Here is a 20,568-nt window from a genome sequence, read left to right on the forward strand (position 1 = left end):
ATTCAATTTATGGATGCGAAATTTAAATTTGAAAAGCTAAAAATTTGGCAAATGTCAATGGATTTTGGAGAAGAAATGAATTCAGTTTCTAACGGCTTTCCTCAACATGAAATTTATAATCTTTCGTCACAATTAAGAAGAGCATCAGATTCAATTGCTTTAAATATAGCTGAAGGTTCAATAGGACAATCCAATCCTGAACAAAATAGGTTTATAGGTTATGCAATTCGTTCTTTAGCTGAAGTTATCACTTGTTTACACAAAGCTAAAAGAAGACATTATTTTAAAGAAAAAAAATTTGAAGAATATTATAAGACTTCGTTTCATCTTATGAATATGTTATTAGCTTTTCGTAAAACATTGTCAGATTAAAACAACTGTCAACGGTCATAAAACATCTGACTTAAAAGTATGAAAAAGTTGAAATTTTTTGAAAAAATCGTTTTTTTCCTCAATTCTATTGTGGCTTTTCTACTATTGTTATCTTATATTTTACCTCATGTACCTCCAAAAACATTTGCTACACTTTCTGTGCTAAGTTTAGGTGTTCCTTTTTTAATTTTATTGAACGTATTATTTTTTGTGTATTGGTTGTTTAAAGTCAAAAAGCAACTCATACTTTCTTTACTAGTTATAGCTATTGGTTATCTATTATTTGGTTCCTTTTATAAGTTTTCAAACTCCGAAAAAAATATAGAAAGTAGTCTATCTGTGATGAATTATAATGTACGCTTATTTAATCTTTACGATTGGATAGCAGAAAAAGACATCCAAACTAAGCTGACTAATTTTGTAAAAAAAGAGCAACCAGATGTGTTGTGTATACAAGAGTTTCATCCACATCAATCTGTAGATTTATCTTTTTTTAAATATAAATTTGAAAAATTAGAGGGTAAAAAAACAAAATATGGTCAAGCTATTTTTTCTCAATATCCAATAATTAATTCTGGATCAATTAATTTTCCTAATACTGCTAATAATGCCATTTTTGCAGATATTGTAAAAGATAAAGATACAGTTAGAGTTTATAATGTACATTTTCAATCTTTACGACTTAATACTAAAGCAGAAAATTTAACTCAAGAAGAAGGTGAAAAAATTTTTAACGGTATAGGTGAAACTTTTAAAAAGCAACAAACTCAAGCCGAATTATTTTTGAAACATAAATCTAACTCTCCTTACAAAATGATTATTTCTGGAGATTTTAATAACTCTGCTTTTTCTTATATATACAATCAAGTAAAAGGCGATTTAAAAGATACTTTTAAAGAGCAAGGTAATGGTTTTGGACGTACTTACGATTTTAAGTTTTTCCCTTTAAGAATCGATTTTATTCTAGCAGACCAAAGTTTTGAAGTAGATAGTTTTAAGACTTTTGATGTAGAGTATTCTGATCATTATCCTATAATGACAAGATTAAGCTTAAAAGATAACTAAAGTAAACAGTCTACACTATCTGCTAAGATATGTATAGCTAAGCCTAATCCAATTAAGCGTGTTTTTTTGGGGATTAGAAGTAGTATGTAAATAGCAATAGCATAATAGGAGTGAAGCGGATGAAAGTTAATGCTACATCTGTTAGGTGCAAAAATAGGTGTTGCTAATAAATGGTCTAAATCGATTAGCATACCTAAAATCATAATAACATAGGCTTTTTTCCATTGGTTTTTAAAAAGAAAAAGCGCAACGATTAACGGTAATAAAAAATGAATTCCGTAATGTATAATTGGCTTATACATGCGTTGGTAATTCTTGGTTTTCTAAATAAGTTAAAGCGTTTGTTCCTTCATTAAACAATAAGTCTAATACACTTAAATTATCTATATATCCACATTTATCAAAAAAGACTTGTCTGTAGTTTTCAAAGTTGAAATCAGGCTCTTTTCTGGCGTTGACAAGTGATCTAAAGTCTTTTAAATTATCATGTTCTGTTTGATAACTTTCAGTATAAGTAATATCCAAATCTAACTGAAGACAATCGCTAACAACTTCAAAACATTTTAAATTGAAATCATAAATAAACTCGTGACGTTTTTCGAAAAGCGGAATAAATTCATCTTCATAATATTCAAAAAAAGGAGACGTACGATAAGCAGCTTCAAGACTTTTCCAATGTATTTGTTGCCATTTTTCTGTATTACTAATTTTTACATCCTTATATAGTTGTCTGTTTTTATGACTATGAATTATAGGAATGCTTAACTGTAATTTGCCATTTGCGCCATAAATATATGTGCGGTTACGGTACGTTTGTTTTTGAAAATTATCATGTTTTTCAAACACTAAATCTTCAGCTTTAGCAATAGCAACACATTGTGCAATACTAGGGAAATATGTTGGATGAAGAAGTGCTTTCATTTGTTAATGCGTTTTTTGTACTTTTAAATTATGATTTCATTTTTAAAAACAATAAATAACTGGTTTAGAAATTTGATATTGCCAAATGTTGATAAACCGTTAAAAGACTACATAGGTTCTGGTATGAATCGTGGTTTTAGGTCAAAAAAAGACCCTGTTGAACAAATTGAAAAAAGGTTTGATGAACAAAAAAGCATGAACTAAACTTAAGCTGTTTTCTTCTTACGTTTTCTAAATTTATTAAATGCAAAAATACCTCCTAATACCACTAAAAATGGAATAAAATACGATGTTGGTTTACCTTCGCCACCAACGGTAGTAAATAATCTGTTCCAACGTATTTTGTCTAATCCTTTACCGTTGCTATCCCAACTCATCCAAACAAAAACAGGTTTTCCAACCACGTGGTCAAATGGTACATAGCCCCACATTCTTGCATCCTGACTATTGTGTCTGTTATCACCCATCATCCAATAATAATCTTGTTTAAAAGTATAGGTATTTGCAACTTCACCATTAATTAAAATTTGATTACCTTTTACATCTACAGTATTACCTTCATAAGCAGTAATTATGCGTTTGTAAAGCGGTAAAACCTCTAAATTTAAGTCGACTGTCTTTCCTGCTTGTGGAATGTAAATTGGGCCAAATTCATCTTTATTCCAACTATATTCTGGCGTACGCGGGAAAATATCATTTTCCGGTTGTGTTGATAAATCTTTTTTAAGCGAAACTACATTAGGATTGCTCTTAATTTTTGTAGCTAATTCTTCTGTAAGATTAATGTTTAATGCTTTATCAGAAAAATTAATTTTTAATTTATCATACATGTCTTGAGACACATTGCCTTTAAAAGCAACCATGTCGCCATCATCTGAAACAACGGTTAAATTAATACCGTTTGCTTTGATGTATTGTTGAACTTTTTCATTCTCAAAAATTGATTTTTTAAGTTGAAATACTCTTGTGTATTCTGTAATTCCGTACTGATCTAAGAATTCTTGTGAAACGTTGTTTTTTAAAATTACAGTATAAAAAAACTGAAGTTTAGCTCTGTCAGGTAATTCGTTTTTCTTTCCGTTAATATAAACATAACCTTCTTTGATAGATAAAGAGTCACCAGGCAATCCCACACAACGTTTTACATAATTGGTCTTTTTGTCTACAGGTTTGTATCTAACTTCTCCGTAAGGATTATTAATATTTACCAGCGTATCTACAGGCCAGTTAAAAACAACAATGTCGTTACGTTCTATCTCTTCTAAAGCTGGTAATCTAAAATATGGTAATTGTGGTTTTTTTATGTATGAAGGAACTGTAGTTCCTGGAACAGCATCGTGTATCATTGGCACAGCAACTGTAGTTTGTGGTGTACGCGCGCCATAATTTACTTTACTAACAAATAAGAAATCACCAACCAATAAAGTTTTTTCTAAAGACGAAGTAGGAATTACAAAAGGCTGAATAAAATAAGTGTGAACGATTGTAGCAGCGACAACTGCAAATAAAATAGAACTTACCCAGTCACCAAGTTCGGTTAAAGGATGTAGACTTCTGTTTTCTCTGTATTTTAAGTCCTTTGCGCCATAACTTAAATAGAAGTTATAAAACCCTAATAAAATAATGGCTAAAAAAGTATCTTGAGTGCTGTTTTTGTTAAAACTTCTTGCTGTTTCTACCCAAATTACTGGAAACAGGATAAGGTTTACTATTGGTAAAAATAAAAGGATTGTCCACCACCAAGGTCTGTTTATAATCTTCATTAAGATAACAGCATTGTAAACAGGTACAAATGCTTCCCATGCTTTTCTTCCTGCTTTTATATATAACTTCCAAGTCGCTAAACCGTGTAAAAGTTGAATGATAAAGAAAAATATAATCCACTGAGTTCCACTCATAATTTAAGTTTTATTGACTAATGTCTAATTATTATTGATTAGTATTAATGTTCAAATTTGCAGTTTTTCTAGATGAAATAAAAATTCTTGTTAGCTCATCAGACTCTTTTAACAAAGATTTACATTTTTCTAAAGTAATTAAATTTTCATCTATAGAAAATTGAATCCAAAAATTACTTTCATCTATTTCTTCTATAACAATACTAATTTTTGATATAAAAGCTTTTTTTGATTGAGCTATACAGGTAGCTCTGTAATTTGGAGCTACAGATGTAGAGCATCTTATCAACTGTTTTTTAATGTGATTTCCTAAATAGCTATCGGGTAGACTTAAAGATAGTTTAATGCATCTATGCGTAAAGTTTTTTGTTCTATCTTTTAAATCTTTAGTCATTATTCATTCTGCATTAATCATTATAGAGAAAGCACATCTTTCATAGTAAAAACACCTGTTTTACCAATAATCCACTCGGCAGCGATAACAGCACCTAAAGCAAAACCTTGTCTACTGTGTGCTTCGTGTTCAATTTTTATGGTGTCAATATCACTTTTATAAGTAATAATGTGTGTGCCAGGAACATCAGGAATACGTTTTGCAGTTATTGGAAGTATGTTTTCTGTACTTTCGTCTAATTTCCAATTAGAATATTGACTGTGATTTTTTATTACGCCTTCTGCTAAAGTTATAGCAGTACCACTTGGTGCGTCTAATTTTTTTGTATGATGAATTTCTTCGATATCTACCTTGTAGTCATCTAGTTTAGTCATCATTTTTGCTAAAATTTCATTTAGTTCAAAAAAAATGTTTACACCTAAGCTAAAGTTTGAAGCATATATAAATGCCCCTTTATTTTTTTCGCACAGCGAAACAGCGTCATTATATTTATCTAACCAACCTGTTGTACCTGAGATTACAGGCACATCATTATTTAGACAGTTTGAAATATTATTAAAAGCAGCATTAGGAATACTAAAATCTATAGCAACATCTGCTTCTTTAATATTGTAACCTGTATTACTACTTGTTTTTATTACAATATCATGTCCTCGGTTTATGGCAATTTGCTCAATAGCTTGACCCATTCTACCATAGCCTAATAATGCGATTTTCATTTTTTATGTATTTAAATGAAACTAAAATTAGCTTCAATTTATAAGAAGTTAAAATTTAAAGTTTAGTGTTAAGCCTAAATCTCCTTGATTATCAATATCATTTAGTTTGTAATGCGGCTTTAAACTTAAGTTTTCGTCTATGTTATATTGTAATAAATGAGCGTCTATATTTGCGTCTACAATATTTAGAGCATAAAGACCAAATGTAATTAATAAAGATAATTCTTTATTACGTCTAAATGTTTGTTGTGCATCTCTTAGTGCATCATCTGTTAGTCTACCATAAAACTCGTCATCTGTAAAACCTGCAAGTCTTCTCTTGTAAGCATCTCTAACACGATTGTATTGTTTGTTATTATGATCGTAAAATAAAATACCTGTAGTTATTGCCCCTACAACAATAGGTACTTTCCAGTATTTACCGTTATAAGCTTGTCCTAATCCTGGTAAAATTGCAGAATAAAATGCAGCACGAGAAGGTGCTAAAGGGTCATATTCTCTTGGAAGCTTAACTTTTTTTACTTTACTAGAGTCTGCTAAAGCTATATCGTCCTTTTCCTTTAATCCTTTAGGTAATTTGTTGGTTTTTGTTGTGTCTGCTTTTTTATTGCTGTTATCTTCTTGTGCTTGAAGAATACAGCAAAAAATAACACAAAGAAGTGTAATAATATGTTGCTTATTTATCACCTTGGACTAGCTTTTTTATACGGTTAAAATCTTCTTCAGAATGAAAAGGAATAGTGATTTTTCCTTTTCCATTGCTAGAGACTTTAACGTCAATTTTATGTCCAAAGTATTCTGAAAAAGCAGTGATGCCTTTTTTAACATATTTTGGTAATTCTTCTTTTGTAGGTTTTGCAGGAACTTTTACTTCGCTAGTTTGATTATAATTACGAACTAAATTTTCGGTTTGTCTTACAGAAAGTTTGTCACTTAAAATCTTTTCGTAGATTTCAAGTTGAATATTTTGATCTTCAATATTTATAATAGCACGTCCATGTCCCATAGATAAAAATCCGTCGCGCATACCTGTTTGGATAATCGGATCTAACTTTAAAAGACGTAAGTAATTAGCAATGGTGCTTCGTTTTTTTCCTACACGTTCACTCATTTGCTCTTGTGTAAGGTTAATTTCGTCTATTAAACGTTGATAAGATAAAGCAATTTCTATTGGGTCTAAGTCTTGACGTTGGATGTTTTCTACCAATGCCATTTCTAGACTTTCTTGATCGTTAGCTATTCTTATGTACGCAGGAACAGTTTCTAAACCAACTAATTTTGATGCTCTAAAACGTCTTTCACCAGAAACTAACTGGTATTTTTCAAAGCCTAATTTTCTAACTGTAATAGGTTGGATAACACCTAATTCTCTAATAGACGAGGCTAATTCGCGCAGCGATTCTTCATTAAAATTAGTACGTGGTTGAAATGGATTCATTTCAATTTGATCTAATTCTAATTCGACAATATTACCTATAACTTTGTCTGCGTTTTTGTCTTTTGCAGATTGAATATCGTTCTCTGGATCTTTCAGTAATGCTGAAAGTCCGCGTCCTAAAGCCTGTTTCTTAGTTGCTTTCGCCATAAATTAGGAGTTTTTTGTAATAATTTCTTTAGCTAAACTTAAGTAATTGCTAGCACCTTTACTTGATGCGTCGTAATTAATAATGTTTTCACCGTAACTTGGTGCTTCACTTAGTTTAACATTTCTCTGTATGATGGTACTAAATACCATATCGTTAAAGTGTTTTTGGACTTCGTCTACGACTTGATTAGACAGTCTTAAACGCGAATCGTACATGGTTAACAGTAAACCTTCTATATCAAGATTTTTGTTATGTATTTTCTGTACACTTTTAATAGTGTTTAATAGTTTTCCTAAACCTTCTAATGCAAAATATTCGCACTGAATTGGAATAATTACTGCATCTGCAGCAGTTAGCGCATTAAGGGTTAATAGTCCTAAAGAAGGAGCGCAATCTATTAGTATATAATCATATTGGTCCTTTATCTCTTCAAGAGCTTTCTTAAGCATATATTCACGTTGGTCTTTATCTACTAATTCAATTTCGATAGCAACAAGGTCAATATGAGCTGGTATTATGTCTAGGTTTGGAGTTTCTGTAGGTATTGCAGCTTCTTTTGCTGTATTAGTGTGTTCTAAAATTTGATATGTACCAATTTCTACAGACTCTACATCAATACCTAATCCAGATGTGGCATTAGCTTGTGGATCTGCATCTATAAGTAAAACTTTTTTTTCTAAAACACCTAAAGAGGCGGCTAAGTTTACAGAGGTAGTTGTCTTACCAACACCACCTTTTTGATTGGCAATTGCTATAATTTTACCCATTAATCAATTTGGTTTTTGTAACGGTAAAAATACAATTATTTATGAGGAATAAAAACCTTTGTTGATAACATAAATAAAAAAAAGAGGTAGCAAATTTAACTTTGCAACCTCTTTTTTGTTAATGTTGGATTTGTTTATTTTTCTGGGTTATGAATACCTAAAATATAACCGTTTGTAAGATACTTTTTAGCAACATTTTGAATGTCTGCTTTACTAAGGTTATTTACCGTATTTTCATACTCTAAGACTTTGTTTACGTCTTTATCTTCATAATCTGCATTTTTAAGAAGTCTTAACCAGAATCTGTTTTCTTTTAAATCTTCTTTTCTTTCTAATAACTGTGCTTCTTTTACTTTGGCTAAATCCTCTTCTGTAGGTCCGTTAGCTACAATTTTTTCAACTTCAGCAATAGCTGCGTTTTTAAGCTTTTCTACATTTTCTGGTCCACAAGGAAAACTAATACTAAAGCTGTACCATCCGTAAGGAATTTTATTAATATTTCCTCTAGCTCCAACACCATAAACTCCGCCTTCTTCTTCACGTAGTTTTTCGATTAGTTTTATGGTTAAAATTTCACCTAAACTACTTAATGCATAATCTTCTTTTGCGTCATAAGTTGTTTCACCTTGATACACAATTCTAACAGAACTTTTTGGGTCTGTACCTTTTTCTACAATTTTAGTATGCGATCCACTAAGTGGTCTAAAATCTGTTGTGTTATAAGTCTCTTCTTTACCTGTTGATGGTAAGTTAGCTAAATATTTTTCTGAATATTCCTTTATTTTGTTTTCATCAATGTTCCCTACAAAGTAAAATTTAAAATCTCCTGCGTTTGCAAAACGTTCTTTAAACTTTTGGTAAGCTAAATCATAATTAGCTTGATCTAATTTTTCTGGTGTTGGAAAACCGGAATATCTTGGGTTTGCGCCGTATACAAATTTAGAATATTGATCTTGAAAATAGAATTGCGGACTTGATAACATATTGCCAATAAAGGCTTTTTGTTTATTTATATATGAAGCAAAAGCTTTTTCGTCTTTATTTAATGCTGTAAAATATAAATGTGTTAGCTGAAACAATTCTTCAAAATCTTTTGGTGTTGAAGATCCTGAAATTTCTTCTGTAATACCACCAACTCTTGGTCTTACATTTACAATTTTTCCTGACATCATTTTTCCTAAATCTACTTTGCTAAATCCATTAACGCCAGCATCTGTTAATCCATTGTTAGCAAATACTGTTTCTAAGTAATCTTCATCAGAATATAATGAGCTACCACCAAAACTGAAGGCATCAAATAAAATTTCGTCGTTTTTAAAGTCTGTTTTTTTGAAAGTAACCGTTGCGCCGTTACTTAAGGTTAGGGTAGTGGTACCTAATTTGTTATTTTGTGTTTCTTTTACAATAGAACCTTTTGGAGGTAAATTTGTAATTAAAGAAGAAGCTACTTCTTTGTCTTCGTAAGGTTTTATGTCTTCGTTTTTAACGGTTTCTAATAAATCTCTTACTTCTTTTTCTGTTACTTTTTTAATATCTTCTTTATCAGGACCTGTTAAAACTACAACTCTGTTAGTGTCTTTTATATAGTTAGAAATTAATTGATTTACTTCATTTAGTTTTATTGTAGGTAGTTGTTCTTTATGAAAGTTGTATTCCCATTCTATACCTGGCATTGGCTCGTTAACCAAAAAGTTTCTTATGTATTCTCCTAAAACTCTGTTAGATTCAGTTTTATCTTTGTCTTTAAAAGATTTTTCTAATCTAGCGATTAAATCTTTTTTGGCTCTTTCAAATTCACCTTGGCCAAATCCGTATTTTTTTACTCTTTCGTTTTCTTCAAGTAATACTTTTAATGCTTTTAATTGTCCATCTGGACTTGTCATAGCAAAAGATTGATAAGCGTCTTTAGTGTCTGCCCATGTACCTCCATGAAAAGAATACCCGTAAACAAATGGTGGATTTTCACTGTTTCTAAGTTCGTCTAAACGATTATTAATCATTTGAGAAAAAAGTGATTCTACAATAGAGTGTCTAAATTCTTCTAAAGTTTCATCTTCTTTGCTATTGCCTTCATCTTTAAAAAGTACTCTAACCTGAGAAAATGAAGCTTCTTTGTCGGTTTCTATAGCTACAAAAGTTTCATCATGATTAGGAACGTAAAAAACTTCTCTAGGTTTTGGTGTGTCCGGATTTTTTATTCCTCCAAAATGAGATTTGATTTTATTTTCTAAAGTTTCTACATCAATATCTCCAACAGCTATTACAGCCATTAAATCTGGTCTATACCAATCTTTATAATAGCGTCTTAAGCTTTCGTAGTTAAAATTTTCAAGATTTTCTTTTGTTCCAATAGGTAATCTTTCTGCGTATTTAGAACCATACATTAATTTTGGTAGGTAGTTTTGCATCATTCTTTCATCTGCACCTTGACCTAATCTAAATTCTTCTAAAACAACACCTCTTTCTTCATCAATATCTTTTTCTGTTAATAGCGCGTTATGTGCCCAATCTTCTAATATTTGAAATCCTTTTTCTAATTTTTCAGGATCATCACTTGGTATTGGAAGCATGTAAACGGTTTCGTCAAAACTAGTATATGCGTTTAAGTGAGCACCAAATTTTACTCCTATACTTTGAAGGTAATCAACAAGTTCGTTCTTTTTAAAATTTTTGGTTCCGTTAAAGTTCATGTGCTCCATAAAATGAGCTAAACCTCTTTGGTCTTCATTTTCTAGAATAGAACCAGCTTTAACTACAAGTCTAAGTTCTACTTTGTTTTCTGGTTTACCATTGTTTTTAATATAATAAGTTAACCCATTACTTAAAACTCCTTTTTTTACTTCTGGATTGAAAGGGATTTTTTCTGTGGAATTAAATGTTGAAGTTTGATTTGTTTTAGGTGATGTTTTAGTAACAGTTTGCCCATTTAATTTAATAGTACCTGTTAATACAAACAACACCATTGTGAAAATTGATAGTGATTTTTTCATTTTTGATTGTTTTAATTAATAATTTGTAAGGAATGGTTTATAAAAATAAAATTTATGTTTAACTAAATGTTGAAATTTATGTTAAAACTGAAAATTTATTCAATAAGCTAACGGAAAGAATTTCAATTTATTATAAAAAAAAAGCCACTTTTTTAGTGGCTCTTTTTATAATTAATCTATCAAGATTTCTAAAATCTTAATAGCTGCGTCGCTAATTTTTGTTCCTGGTCCAAAAACGGCTACAGCACCAGCATCAAATAGATATTGATAATCTTGTTTAGGGATAACGCCTCCAACAATTACCATAATATCTTCTCGACCATATTTTTTAAGTTCTTCAATAACCTGCGGAACTAAAGTTTTATGTCCTGCAGCCAAACTTGATACACCTAAAATATGTACATCATTTTCTACTGCTTGTTTTGCCGCTTCTTGAGGTGTTTGAAATAATGGACCTATATCTACATCAAAACCAACATCTGCGTAACCAGTAGCTACAACTTTTGCACCACGATCATGACCATCTTGTCCCATTTTAGCAATCATAATACGTGGTCTACGTCCTTCTTGCTCAGCAAAAGTATCTGCTAATGCTCTAGCTTTTTTAAAGCTACTGTCGTCTTTTATCTCTTTACTATACACACCTGAAAATGATTTTATATTGGCTTTATAGCGTCCAAAAACGGTTTCTAAAGCATCACTAATTTCACCTAAAGTAGCACGTTCTCTTGCTGCTATTACTGCTAAAGCTAATAAATTTTCTTGACCTGTTTTTGCAGCATTGGTTAAATTTTCTAAAGCTTCTTTTACTTTTTCAGTATTACGAGTTGCTTTAATTTTATTTATACTTTCTATTTGTTGAAGTCTTACCGTTTGATTATCTACTTCTAATATATGTAAAGGATCTTCTTGCTCTAATTGGTACTTGTTTACGCCAACAATAATATCTTGACCAGAATCTATTCTTGCTTGTTTACGCGCAGCAGCTTCTTCAATACGTAGTTTTGGTATACCAGCTTCTATAGCTTTTGTCATACCGCCAAGATCTTCTACTTCTTGTATTAAATCCCAAGCTTTTTCGGCAATATCATGTGTTAATTTTTCAACGTAATAACTTCCTGCCCAAGGATCTACAGTTTTTGTAATATGTGTTTCTTCTTGTAAGAAAATCTGCGTATTACGTGCAATTCTTGCTGAAAAATCTGTTGGTAACGCTATTGCTTCATCTAATGCATTTGTATGTAAACTTTGTGTGCCTCCAAAAGCAGCAGCTGCAGCTTCGATAGTTGTTCTTGCTACATTGTTGAATGGATCTTGTTCAGTTAAACTCCATCCGCTAGTTTGACAATGTGTACGTAATGCTAGCGATTTTGAGTTTTTTGGGTTGAATTGCTTTACTAATTTAGCCCAAAGCATTCTCGCAGCTCTCATTTTAGCAATTTCCATAAAATGATTCATACCAATAGCCCAGAAGAAGGATAATCTTGGAGCAAAAGTATCTATATCCATTCCTGCATCTAATCCTTTTCTAATATATTCTAATCCGTCTGCAAGTGTATATGCTAATTCGATATCGCAAGTTGCGCCAGCTTCTTGCATGTGGTAACCAGAGATACTAATACTATTGAACTTTGGCATATTCTGACTAGTATATTCAAAAATATCTGAAATGATTTTCATAGAAGGTGTTGGAGGGTAAATGTAAGTGTTACGCACCATAAATTCCTTTAGAATATCATTTTGAATGGTTCCTGCTAATTGTTCTGGTTTTACGCCTTGTTCTTCGGCTGCAACTATATAAAATGCCATGATTGGTAATACAGCACCATTCATGGTCATAGATACAGACATTTTATCTAACGGAATTTGATCAAATAAAACCTTCATATCTTCAACGCTATCAATTGCTACACCAGCTTTACCTACGTCTCCAACTACACGTTCGTGATCAGAATCGTAACCACGATGCGTCGCTAAATCGAAAGCAACTGAAAGACCTTTTTGACCAGCTTCAAGATTTCTTCTGTAAAATGCATTACTCTCTTCAGCGGTGCTAAAACCTGCGTATTGGCGAATAGTCCAAGGTCTGCGTACATACATTGTGCTGTATGGTCCGCGAAGATTTGGTGCTATTCCTGCAACAAAATTTAAGTGTTCTAAATCCTTAGTATCTGACTTAGCGTAAGTAGATTTTACAGGAATGTCTTCTGCAGTATTAAAAGTAGAAATTTGTTGGTCTACTTTTATGTTTTCTTGAGTTTTAAGCGTTATATGTTGAAGATTTTTTCTTGACATTATAATATCATTTTTTGTAAAAACGGATCAAAGTTAGCTTCAAAAGGTGTGCTTAATTGAATAAAAACCGTTTTGTTGTTGTAAGAAACTATATAAGTAGAATTGTAAAAGGTCGGATTGTCCATTGACTTAGTGTCTTCTACTTTAAAGATAGATTTAAATATTTGTGGTCCAACAGAATTATCATATTTAGCAGTGACCTTTGTGTATTTTAAATCTAGATTGTTTTCATTTTCTCTATTTGACTGACTTATGATGCCTAACAAAAATTTTGCGTCTTGTCTTTGAAGCGGCATGTAAGGTAAAGTGTTAATTGTGTAAGTAGAGAATGTGCTTTTATCAAAATAGATATAAAAATTACCTTCTATTTCTCTTAATTGTTTTAGTCTGGCATATTCAAGTTTTAGACTATTCTTGTCTGTAGAGATGCTGTCTAAAATTTTCTCGAATTCTACACCACTTTTCCTTTTAAAAACACTTGGTAAGTATATTCTAACAGGATCTTTATCTAGCTTATGGTAGCTGCCTTCTATAGTTTCTATATTAGAACTATCTACCATTAACCAGTTGCTTACCTCTGTAACATTGTTTATGCAAGAGGTAATTACTAGACTTATTAATATTAAATATGTTATTTTTTTTAAGTTCATATTAATGATTGTGCCCAGCGTGATCGTCTGCTTTTTTTACGTTATTTTTTTTAGGTAGATTAAGAGGTGTTTTATTAAAATCTATTTTGTTATTAGCTTCTTGTTTAGTGTCGTTAAATTCTAAATTAATTTTGGAGAAATCTAAATCAAACATCTTAGAGTAGTAATAATCTAAAGCTATAAAGGTTTGTAAATAAGCGTCTCTGGTGTAAGATGTGTTACTTCTTAATGCAGGACCAAATAATTTGTAATTCATGCTATTGGTGCTTACAAGTGCGTTAAAGGTTGTTTTTAAGCTTTGATCTTGCATGTTTTGAGATAGACATTTAACCAAATCGCTATTATAGTTTAAAGCTCCTTCTTGCCATAAATCTGATTTTGTTTTTAATACATCAAAAATAGCTTTTGTGTGCGAAGACATCATGTTCTCTGGTTTTACACGATTAGAAATAGCATTATTTACAAAAGCTCTGTATGCTCTTAATTTATTTTTACCGTTTGGGTCATATTGGTTTAAAATATCTTTTTCAAAGCTATATAACGCTTCTTTTAATAGCTTATCATTTGCAGGATCACAGCTAATAGTTTCTGGTTTTTCTGCATATTTATACTCTGCTAACGTAGCTTCGGTGTTATCTTGTTTGCAGCTAAAGTTTAATACGATAAAAAATACAAATACAGTTTTTAAAATACGTGTGTTCATGTTTTTTTAGTTTTGTTGTTTATTCTTCGGTTTTTAATCGTTCTTGTTCTAGTTTTTCTGCTAAACGCTTTTCAATTATAGGTTCTATTAAAGTCTTAACAGGATTGGTTTTTACAAAAGGAAATAACTCTAAATCGTTTTTCATTTTATCTTCTTTATTAGGATGTTTATTGGTACCTAAAAGAATGATTTTTTGTTCATCAAATTGTTGTTGTTCTTTTGCGGCGCTTTCTTTTATTTTTTTCTGAATAGTGCCTTCTTTTAATTGTTTTAACAATCCTCCGTTAGCTTCAATATCTTTAAAAAGATCTAGACTATTTTCTGCAAGTTGATTTGTTAAACTTTCTATGTAGTAACTACCATCTGATGGGTTGTTAACAGCATTAAAATAGCTTTCGTTTTTTAATACTAATAATTGGTTTCGTGCTATTCTTTCTCCAAAAGCGTTGTCTTTATGGTAAATTGCATCATATGGTAAATTAAAAACAGTATTAGCACCGCCAAGGACAGCACTCATGCATTCTGTTGTTGTACGAAGCATGTTTGTATTATAATCGTATATAGTTTTGTTTCTTTTTGAAGGAATTGCATTTATAATGCATGTTGCAGAGATATTATATTCTGAAACAATACTGTCAAATAAAGCTCTAAGCGCTCTTAGTTTTGCAATTTCGAAAAAATAATTTGTACCAACAGCAACATTAAAAATCACCTTTTTTATGGTTGAAACATCTACGATATTAAAATATTCATTAGCATGTAAAATAGTGTAGGCTATTTGTTGTACGTTATTTGCACCACCGTTTTGATAGGTTGTAGTATCTATAGTTAAACAGCCTGTATGTGCTACTGTATCTTTAATGGCTGCAAGATCTTTGTCAAGATTAGAAAACCAATTACCAGTTTTTACTAATTGATGAATTGGATCTACTTGAATACTTATGTTTTGATCAATATTTGAAATCCAGTTTTGATCTAAAAACAATAACTCTAATTGAATGTTTGTAGCGTGTAAATCAATATTATTGATTAATTCTGAAATTGAAACTTTATTATTAGGAATAATAAATTTTATAGTTTCTGCGCCTTTTTCAATTGCATTTATTGCTTTTTTATTAGCTGCATCTGCGTTTTGAGCAAATATAATTTGACCAATAGACCAAGTTTGTGGTTTTATGTATAAAGTGTTTTCTAAAGTGTCTTGATGGTAAAATGGTTTTACATTTATACCATCGTTAGTTTGCCAAACTAAAGTGTCATTATAGTCTGCTCCTTTTAAGTCTACCTGTATTTTTTGTTTCCAAGCTTTTGCAGAAACTGGTTCAAAATCTGAAAATAGTTTTTTACTCATCTTCTTTAGTTTTTAGGCTGTCTTGATATTCTATTATATAAATATCTTCATTGTCTCGCTTCATGTAGTATTGTTCTCGTGCAAAGGTTTCTATACCTTCTTCACGACTTAATTCTTCTATTGCTTTTTTGTCTTTTTGTATTTCTTTTTTGTAGTATTCTTTTTCTGCTTCTAGATCGTCAATTTCAGAATTATATTGACTGTGTATAATTAACGAATTGGTGTCAAAAAACACCATCCATATTACAAAAACAACAAGTATTAAAATGTATATGTTTTTTAAGTATTTCAAACTAAGCGTTCGTTAATTATTGTTTTTACTATGTCTACTGCAACTGTATTATATCTGTTATTAGGTATAATAATATCTGCATACTCTTTCATTGGTTCTATAAACTGTTGATGCATTGGTTTTAACGTGTTTTGGTAACGTGATAATACTTCGTCTATATCACGACCACGATCTTTTATATCTCTTTTTAGTCGTCTTATTAAACGCTCGTCACTATCTGCATGAACAAATATTTTGATATCAAAATGCTCTCTAATTTCTGGATGAGAAAGGATTAAAATCCCTTCAACAATCATTACTTTACGAGGTTTTGTTACAATAACATCGCCTGTACGATTATGTTTTATAAAAGAATATACGGGTTGGTTTATGGCATTACCAGCTCTTAATTCTTTTAAGTGTTGCTCTAAAAGTTCAAAATCTATTGATCGTGGATGATCAAAATTAATTTTAACACGTTCGTCAAAAGATAGGTGAGTAGTGTCTTTGTAATATGAGTCTTGAGATATTACACCTACTTCGCCTTCAGGTAATTCATTTAATATTTGATTAACTACTGTTGTTTTACCGCAGCCTGTTCCGCCAGCAATTCCTATAATTAGCATTGTTTTTATTTAATTTTAAGGTTCAAATTTAAGAATTTACAACCTTATTTAAGTAGTATTTTAGAAACTTCTTTACCTGTAATTAATGTGTCACTATTGTTGCCCCAATTATTTAAAATATAGTTAGTCACATCTGCTACTTCTTGGTTATTTAAACCCATTGGAGTCATAACGTTATTGTAGGTTTTTCCGTTTACTGTAATTTTACCTTTCATACCGTTTTTTATTCCTTTGATACTAGCTTCTAAATTGTTTTCTAAATAATCAGAATTTGCTAATGGCGGATATGCGCCTTCAATCCCTTCCCCATTAGCCATATGACAGTTTATACAGAAATTTTGATATACTTTTTCTCCTTGGGCAATAGAAGATTTTAATTCTGGGCTAGCTTTTTTATCTGAAGATTTGCAGCTTATTATTAATAATGAAGCAACTAGAATTAGTCCTGTTTTTTTCATTCTTTATCTCTTTTTAATTTTACAATACCTAAGTTTTCTATGTCAACATAGATATAACCATCTGGACCTTGTTCTACAGATCTTACACGACCTAAACCATCTAAAAGACGTTGCTCTTTAATGACTTTTCCTTTTTCAAGTGTACATAAGTCTAAATACTGAAATTTAAGAGAGCCTACTAATAAACTACCTTTCCAATCTCCATATTTATCACTATTAATAAATGCCATACCAGAAGGAGCAATGGATGGATCCCAATAATGTAAAGGTTGTTGCATGCCTTCTTTTTTGGTTTGGTCTGTAATTGTTGTTCCAGAATAGTTGATACCGTAAGTAATAATTGGCCAACCGTAATTAGCACCTTTTTTAATGATATTAATCTCGTCACCACCGCGTGGTCCATGTTCATGAGACCAAATTTCGTTAGTAAAAGGGTTAATTTTCATGCCTTGAGGATTACGATGTCCGTAGGACCAAATAGCGGTTTTAGCATTTTTAGTATCAACAAAAGGATTATCTTTAGGTATACTTCCGTCGTCATTTAGTCTATAAATTTTACCGCCATCTCTAGTTAGATCTTGAGGATTGATATCTCTTTCTCCGCGCTCTCCGATGCTAAAAAATAAGTAGCCATCTTTAAAGACAATTCTAGATCCAAAATGTTGTCCTTTTGTAGTATTTGGTACAGCTTTATAAAGTATTTCTTTATTAATTAAACTGTCGTTTTTAATTTTTGCACGCATTATTGAAGTGTTTCCTCCATTTTCGTCACCATCAGAAGAAGCAAAAGAAAAGTAAATCCATCCGTTATTTTTATAATTAGGATGTAGCTCAATATCTAACAATCCACCTTGACCTCTTAAATATACTTTTGGTGGATTTTTAATTTCAGTCTTCTTATTGTTTTTAAAATGAATGATTCGACCATCTTTTTCATTAATAAGCATTGACTCATCAGTAAGAAAAGTAAATGCCCAGGGATTGTTGAGGTCTTTTACAATTACCTCATATGAATGTTTTGTGTTTATAGGGTTTTTGTCTTGTGCACAAGCAAAAAAGGAGGCTATAATTATTATAATAAATGGACCGAATTTGAATTTCATTTTCATTTTTTTTTATGAATTTACAATTTAATAATAAAAAATGTTTTTAAATTGATGAAAACTACTATATTTGCACCCTCAAAACAAAATTTATGTTTTGAAAAGATAATCATTTTCGGGGTGTAGCGTAGCCCGGTTATCGCGCCGCGTTTGGGACGCGGAGGTCGCAGGTTCGAATCCTGCCACCCCGACAAAAACTAAAGCCTGAATATTTATATTCAGGCTTTTTTTATTTTAAATTCCCCTTGAAGTGTTTTAAAAAATAAAAAATAACATTAAAGCATCCATTAATCTTATAGATGGATCTCAAGTTTATTAATTACATTATTAAATTGTTGTAGTAGATAGTCATTTCTTCTTATAAGACTATTTGATATAGATTATATTTAATCATAATTGATTTTGTTGAAATAAGATTTTAATTTTTTTAAATGAAATCTTAATAATATTACAACTATACTTTTTATAGTAAATTTAACATTCGGTTGAATGTGTTGATATTGCTATGGTTACATGTTTTTTTACTATAACAAAACATACTATCATTTTTGACCGTTATTGTACGCATTACATACTATAATTACATTTGCACTATACTTTTTATAGTATTATTAGGAATCAACACAAAAAATAAACAAATGAACTTAAAAGAAACACTTAACTGGAGATACACTACTAAAGAATTTGATCCAACAAAAAAAATATCTAAAGAAGATATGTATCAAGTAAAAAGCTTATTAATAATGAGCGCTTCAAGTGTAAACTTACAACCTTGGCATTTTATTATTGCTGAAACTGAAGAAGGAAAAGCACGTATAGCAAAAGGAACACAAGGTTTTTTCCATTTTAACGAACCTAAAGTAACTAATGCTTCAGCTGTAGTGCTTTTTTGTGCAAAAACAGATGCAGATGAAGATTATTACAAACACATTGCAGATGTAGATGATAAAAATGGACGATTCCCAAATGAAGACATAAAAAACGGATTTATAGGTGCTGTTAAAACATTTGCAGACATACATAAATACGATTTAAAAGATTTAAATCATTGGATGGAAAAGCAAGTATACCTTAACATCGGTAGCTTTTTGTTGGGTGTTGCGAGTTTAGGAATTGATGCCACACCTATGGAAGGTATTGATGTAAAAGCTTTAGATGAAGAATTTCGGTTAAGAGAAAAAGGTTACACAGCTTTAGTAGCTGTTTCTATAGGCTATAGAGCAGATTCTGACTTTAATTCTACAGATAAAACACCAAAATCTAGATTACCAGAAAGTGAAATTTTCACTGAAATATAGATCATATTAAAACCATAGTGATGAAAAAAATTATAATAGCTGTTTTGTTATTGGTTGCGACTAAAGTATTAGCCCAAACACCGACAACAGATGCTAGAAAATCTAAAAACGAAGTTGTTACTGCAGACAATGTAGAATGGGGCTGGCTAAATCCATTACGTGGCGACAAAAGTCCCGCTGCAGGAAAGCTTTGGGGCGACCGTACTAAAAACGAGCCTGCAGGTTTTTTAGTTAAATTTAAAAAAGGATTTTCATCACCACCACATATTCATAACATAACCTATCGTGGTGTGGTAATAAAAGGATTGTTACATAATGATGATGAAAATGCCGAAAAACAATGGTTGCCAGCCGGATCATATTGGCAACAGCCTGCTGGCGAAGCACATATTACAGCTGCAGATGCTGAAGATAATATGGCGTTTTTAGATATTCAAGAAGGACCGTATTTAGTAAAACCAACATCGGAAGCGTTTGATAATGGCGAAAAACCAGTGAACGTTGATAAAACAAATTTAGTTTGGTTAAACGCTAATGATATTGAATGGGTTTCAGAAAAAAGTAATGTAGAAACTGCTTTTTTATGGGGAAGTCACGAAAAAAATCAACTGCGTGCTACTCTTTTAAAATTACCAGCTGGTTTCAAGGGTAAAATTAAAAACTTAAGTCCAAACTTTAGAGCTGTGGTTATTTCTGGTAAAGTAACGCATCAATTTTCTAAAAAAGATGACGTAAATGTGCTGGAACCAGGTTCTTATTTTGGTGCAGAAGAAAAAGCTTCACCAGGTTTAAAAACTGATGTTGAAACAGTTATTTACATTCGCTCAAATGGTAAATTCAAAATAAAATAAACCTTATAGTTTAGTTTGATTGATTAATAGCAGAAAAAGCCACCAAATGTAAAATACATTCTGTGTGGCTTTTTTTTATAACACTATCAAATTAATATGATGTCAGAACGTCATAAAAACCAATAAGGCACATATTTTGACAATGATAAGGGAAGTTACAATAATGCGTATCCTGATGTATATGATGAATTCAAAATGAAATTATTAGTAACTTTAACAGAAAGCATAATTAGCAACTAAAGTTTAAAAG

22 protein-coding genes and 1 tRNA gene are annotated in these 20,568 nt (G+C 31.0%); 6 read left to right on the top strand and 17 right to left on the bottom strand.

Features of this window, described 5'->3' with window-relative positions; all coding sequences use genetic code 11:
- Positions 1 to 9 precede the first annotated feature (9 nt).
- A complete protein-coding gene (locus tag WA340_RS08480) occupies positions 10 to 372 on the top strand; it encodes a four helix bundle protein (RefSeq protein WP_304144996.1) in 363 nt (120 codons plus the stop codon).
- A gap of 90 nt (positions 373 to 462) precedes the next feature.
- On the top strand, positions 463 to 1,437 hold the full coding sequence (locus WA340_RS08485) for an endonuclease/exonuclease/phosphatase family protein (protein ID WP_317044600.1): 975 nt from the start codon (positions 463 to 465) through the stop codon (positions 1,435 to 1,437).
- On the opposite strand, the gene WA340_RS08490 is transcribed toward WA340_RS08485, so the two are convergent.
- Together WA340_RS08490 and WA340_RS08495 are read right to left on the bottom strand one after the other, a co-directional pair.
- The gene (locus WA340_RS08490) at positions 1,434 to 1,739 is read right to left on the bottom strand and encodes a DUF6122 family protein (RefSeq protein WP_336128483.1); all 306 of its coding nucleotides are present in this window, start codon (positions 1,737 to 1,739) and stop codon (positions 1,434 to 1,436) included. The genes WA340_RS08485 and WA340_RS08490 overlap by 4 nt on opposite strands.
- Entirely contained in the window at positions 1,732 to 2,358 is a 627-nt protein-coding gene (locus WA340_RS08495; protein WP_336128485.1) for a WbqC family protein, read from the bottom strand. The genes WA340_RS08490 and WA340_RS08495 overlap by 8 nt, the downstream gene beginning before the upstream one ends.
- Positions 2,359 to 2,388: 30 nt before the next feature.
- Between WA340_RS08495 and WA340_RS08500 the strand changes: the two genes are divergently transcribed.
- Entirely contained in the window at positions 2,389 to 2,562 is a 174-nt protein-coding gene (locus WA340_RS08500) for a hypothetical protein (RefSeq protein WP_304144985.1), read from the top strand.
- Positions 2,563 to 2,564: 2 nt separating this feature from the next.
- Here WA340_RS08500 and lepB read toward each other — a convergent pair whose 3' ends face one another.
- The 15 genes from lepB to WA340_RS08575 form a co-directional block, all read right to left on the bottom strand.
- Entirely contained in the window at positions 2,565 to 4,256 is a 1,692-nt protein-coding gene (gene lepB / locus WA340_RS08505) for a signal peptidase I (RefSeq protein WP_336128487.1), read from the bottom strand.
- A gap of 31 nt (positions 4,257 to 4,287) precedes the next feature.
- Positions 4,288 to 4,650, bottom strand: coding sequence for a four helix bundle protein (locus tag WA340_RS08510; RefSeq protein WP_336128489.1), 363 nt, complete (start codon positions 4,648 to 4,650; stop codon positions 4,288 to 4,290).
- 20 nt (positions 4,651 to 4,670) lie between these two features.
- Positions 4,671 to 5,369 carry a 4-hydroxy-tetrahydrodipicolinate reductase gene (gene dapB / locus WA340_RS08515; protein ID WP_336128490.1) on the bottom strand — a complete coding sequence of 233 codons (699 nt, stop codon included), beginning with the start codon at positions 5,367 to 5,369 and terminating at the stop codon, positions 4,671 to 4,673.
- Between the two features lie 48 nt (positions 5,370 to 5,417).
- Positions 5,418 to 6,056 carry a DUF5683 domain-containing protein gene (locus WA340_RS08520; protein WP_336128491.1) on the bottom strand — a complete coding sequence of 213 codons (639 nt, stop codon included), beginning with the start codon at positions 6,054 to 6,056 and terminating at the stop codon, positions 5,418 to 5,420.
- Positions 6,046 to 6,954 (bottom strand): ParB/RepB/Spo0J family partition protein, encoded by a 909-nt coding sequence (locus tag WA340_RS08525; RefSeq protein WP_027880661.1) that lies wholly within the window; start codon positions 6,952 to 6,954, stop codon positions 6,046 to 6,048. Before WA340_RS08525 ends, WA340_RS08520 begins: the two co-directional genes overlap by 11 nt.
- A 3-nt stretch (positions 6,955 to 6,957) precedes the next feature.
- A complete protein-coding gene (locus tag WA340_RS08530; RefSeq protein ID WP_027880660.1) occupies positions 6,958 to 7,722 on the bottom strand; it encodes a ParA family protein in 765 nt (254 codons plus the stop codon).
- 134 nt (positions 7,723 to 7,856) lie between these two features.
- On the bottom strand, positions 7,857 to 10,712 hold the full coding sequence (locus WA340_RS08535) for a M16 family metallopeptidase (RefSeq protein ID WP_336128493.1): 2,856 nt from the start codon (positions 10,710 to 10,712) through the stop codon (positions 7,857 to 7,859).
- A 171-nt stretch (positions 10,713 to 10,883) separates the two neighbouring features.
- Positions 10,884 to 13,007 (bottom strand): methylmalonyl-CoA mutase, encoded by a 2,124-nt coding sequence (gene scpA / locus WA340_RS08540; protein WP_336128495.1) that lies wholly within the window; start codon positions 13,005 to 13,007, stop codon positions 10,884 to 10,886.
- The gene (locus WA340_RS08545; protein ID WP_336128497.1) at positions 13,007 to 13,657 is read right to left on the bottom strand and encodes a hypothetical protein; all 651 of its coding nucleotides are present in this window, start codon (positions 13,655 to 13,657) and stop codon (positions 13,007 to 13,009) included. Before WA340_RS08545 ends, scpA begins: the two co-directional genes overlap by 1 nt.
- A gap of 1 nt (position 13,658) precedes the next feature.
- A complete protein-coding gene (locus tag WA340_RS08550; protein WP_336128499.1) occupies positions 13,659 to 14,360 on the bottom strand; it encodes a hypothetical protein in 702 nt (233 codons plus the stop codon).
- 19 nt (positions 14,361 to 14,379) lie between these two features.
- A complete protein-coding gene (locus WA340_RS08555) occupies positions 14,380 to 15,711 on the bottom strand; it encodes a methylmalonyl-CoA mutase subunit beta (protein WP_336128501.1) in 1,332 nt (443 codons plus the stop codon).
- A complete protein-coding gene (locus WA340_RS08560) occupies positions 15,704 to 16,003 on the bottom strand; it encodes an FtsB family cell division protein (protein ID WP_304144964.1) in 300 nt (99 codons plus the stop codon). The genes WA340_RS08555 and WA340_RS08560 overlap by 8 nt, the downstream gene beginning before the upstream one ends.
- A complete protein-coding gene (gene udk, locus WA340_RS08565; RefSeq protein ID WP_106676094.1) occupies positions 16,000 to 16,608 on the bottom strand; it encodes a uridine kinase in 609 nt (202 codons plus the stop codon). Before udk ends, WA340_RS08560 begins: the two co-directional genes overlap by 4 nt.
- A 44-nt stretch (positions 16,609 to 16,652) precedes the next feature.
- Positions 16,653 to 17,066 carry a c-type cytochrome gene (locus WA340_RS08570; RefSeq protein ID WP_336128503.1) on the bottom strand — a complete coding sequence of 138 codons (414 nt, stop codon included), beginning with the start codon at positions 17,064 to 17,066 and terminating at the stop codon, positions 16,653 to 16,655.
- Entirely contained in the window at positions 17,063 to 18,169 is a 1,107-nt protein-coding gene (locus tag WA340_RS08575; protein WP_336128504.1) for a PQQ-dependent sugar dehydrogenase, read from the bottom strand. The genes WA340_RS08570 and WA340_RS08575 overlap by 4 nt, the downstream gene beginning before the upstream one ends.
- Positions 18,170 to 18,285: 116 nt before the next feature.
- Between WA340_RS08575 and WA340_RS08580 the strand changes: the two genes are divergently transcribed.
- From WA340_RS08580 to WA340_RS08590, 3 genes are all read left to right on the top strand, one after another.
- Positions 18,286 to 18,360 (top strand) — tRNA-Pro (locus tag WA340_RS08580).
- Between the two features lie 447 nt (positions 18,361 to 18,807).
- Positions 18,808 to 19,467, top strand: coding sequence for an oxygen-insensitive NAD(P)H nitroreductase (gene nfsB, locus WA340_RS08585; protein ID WP_336128506.1), 660 nt, complete (start codon positions 18,808 to 18,810; stop codon positions 19,465 to 19,467).
- Between the two features lie 20 nt (positions 19,468 to 19,487).
- A complete protein-coding gene (locus WA340_RS08590) occupies positions 19,488 to 20,318 on the top strand; it encodes a DUF4437 domain-containing protein (RefSeq protein WP_336128508.1) in 831 nt (276 codons plus the stop codon).
- The last annotated feature ends 250 nt before the right edge of the window (positions 20,319 to 20,568 follow it).

The organism is Mesoflavibacter sp. CH_XMU1422-2 (assembly GCF_037029245.1).
Classification (GTDB): Bacteria; Bacteroidota; Bacteroidia; order Flavobacteriales; family Flavobacteriaceae; genus Mesoflavibacter; species Mesoflavibacter zeaxanthinifaciens.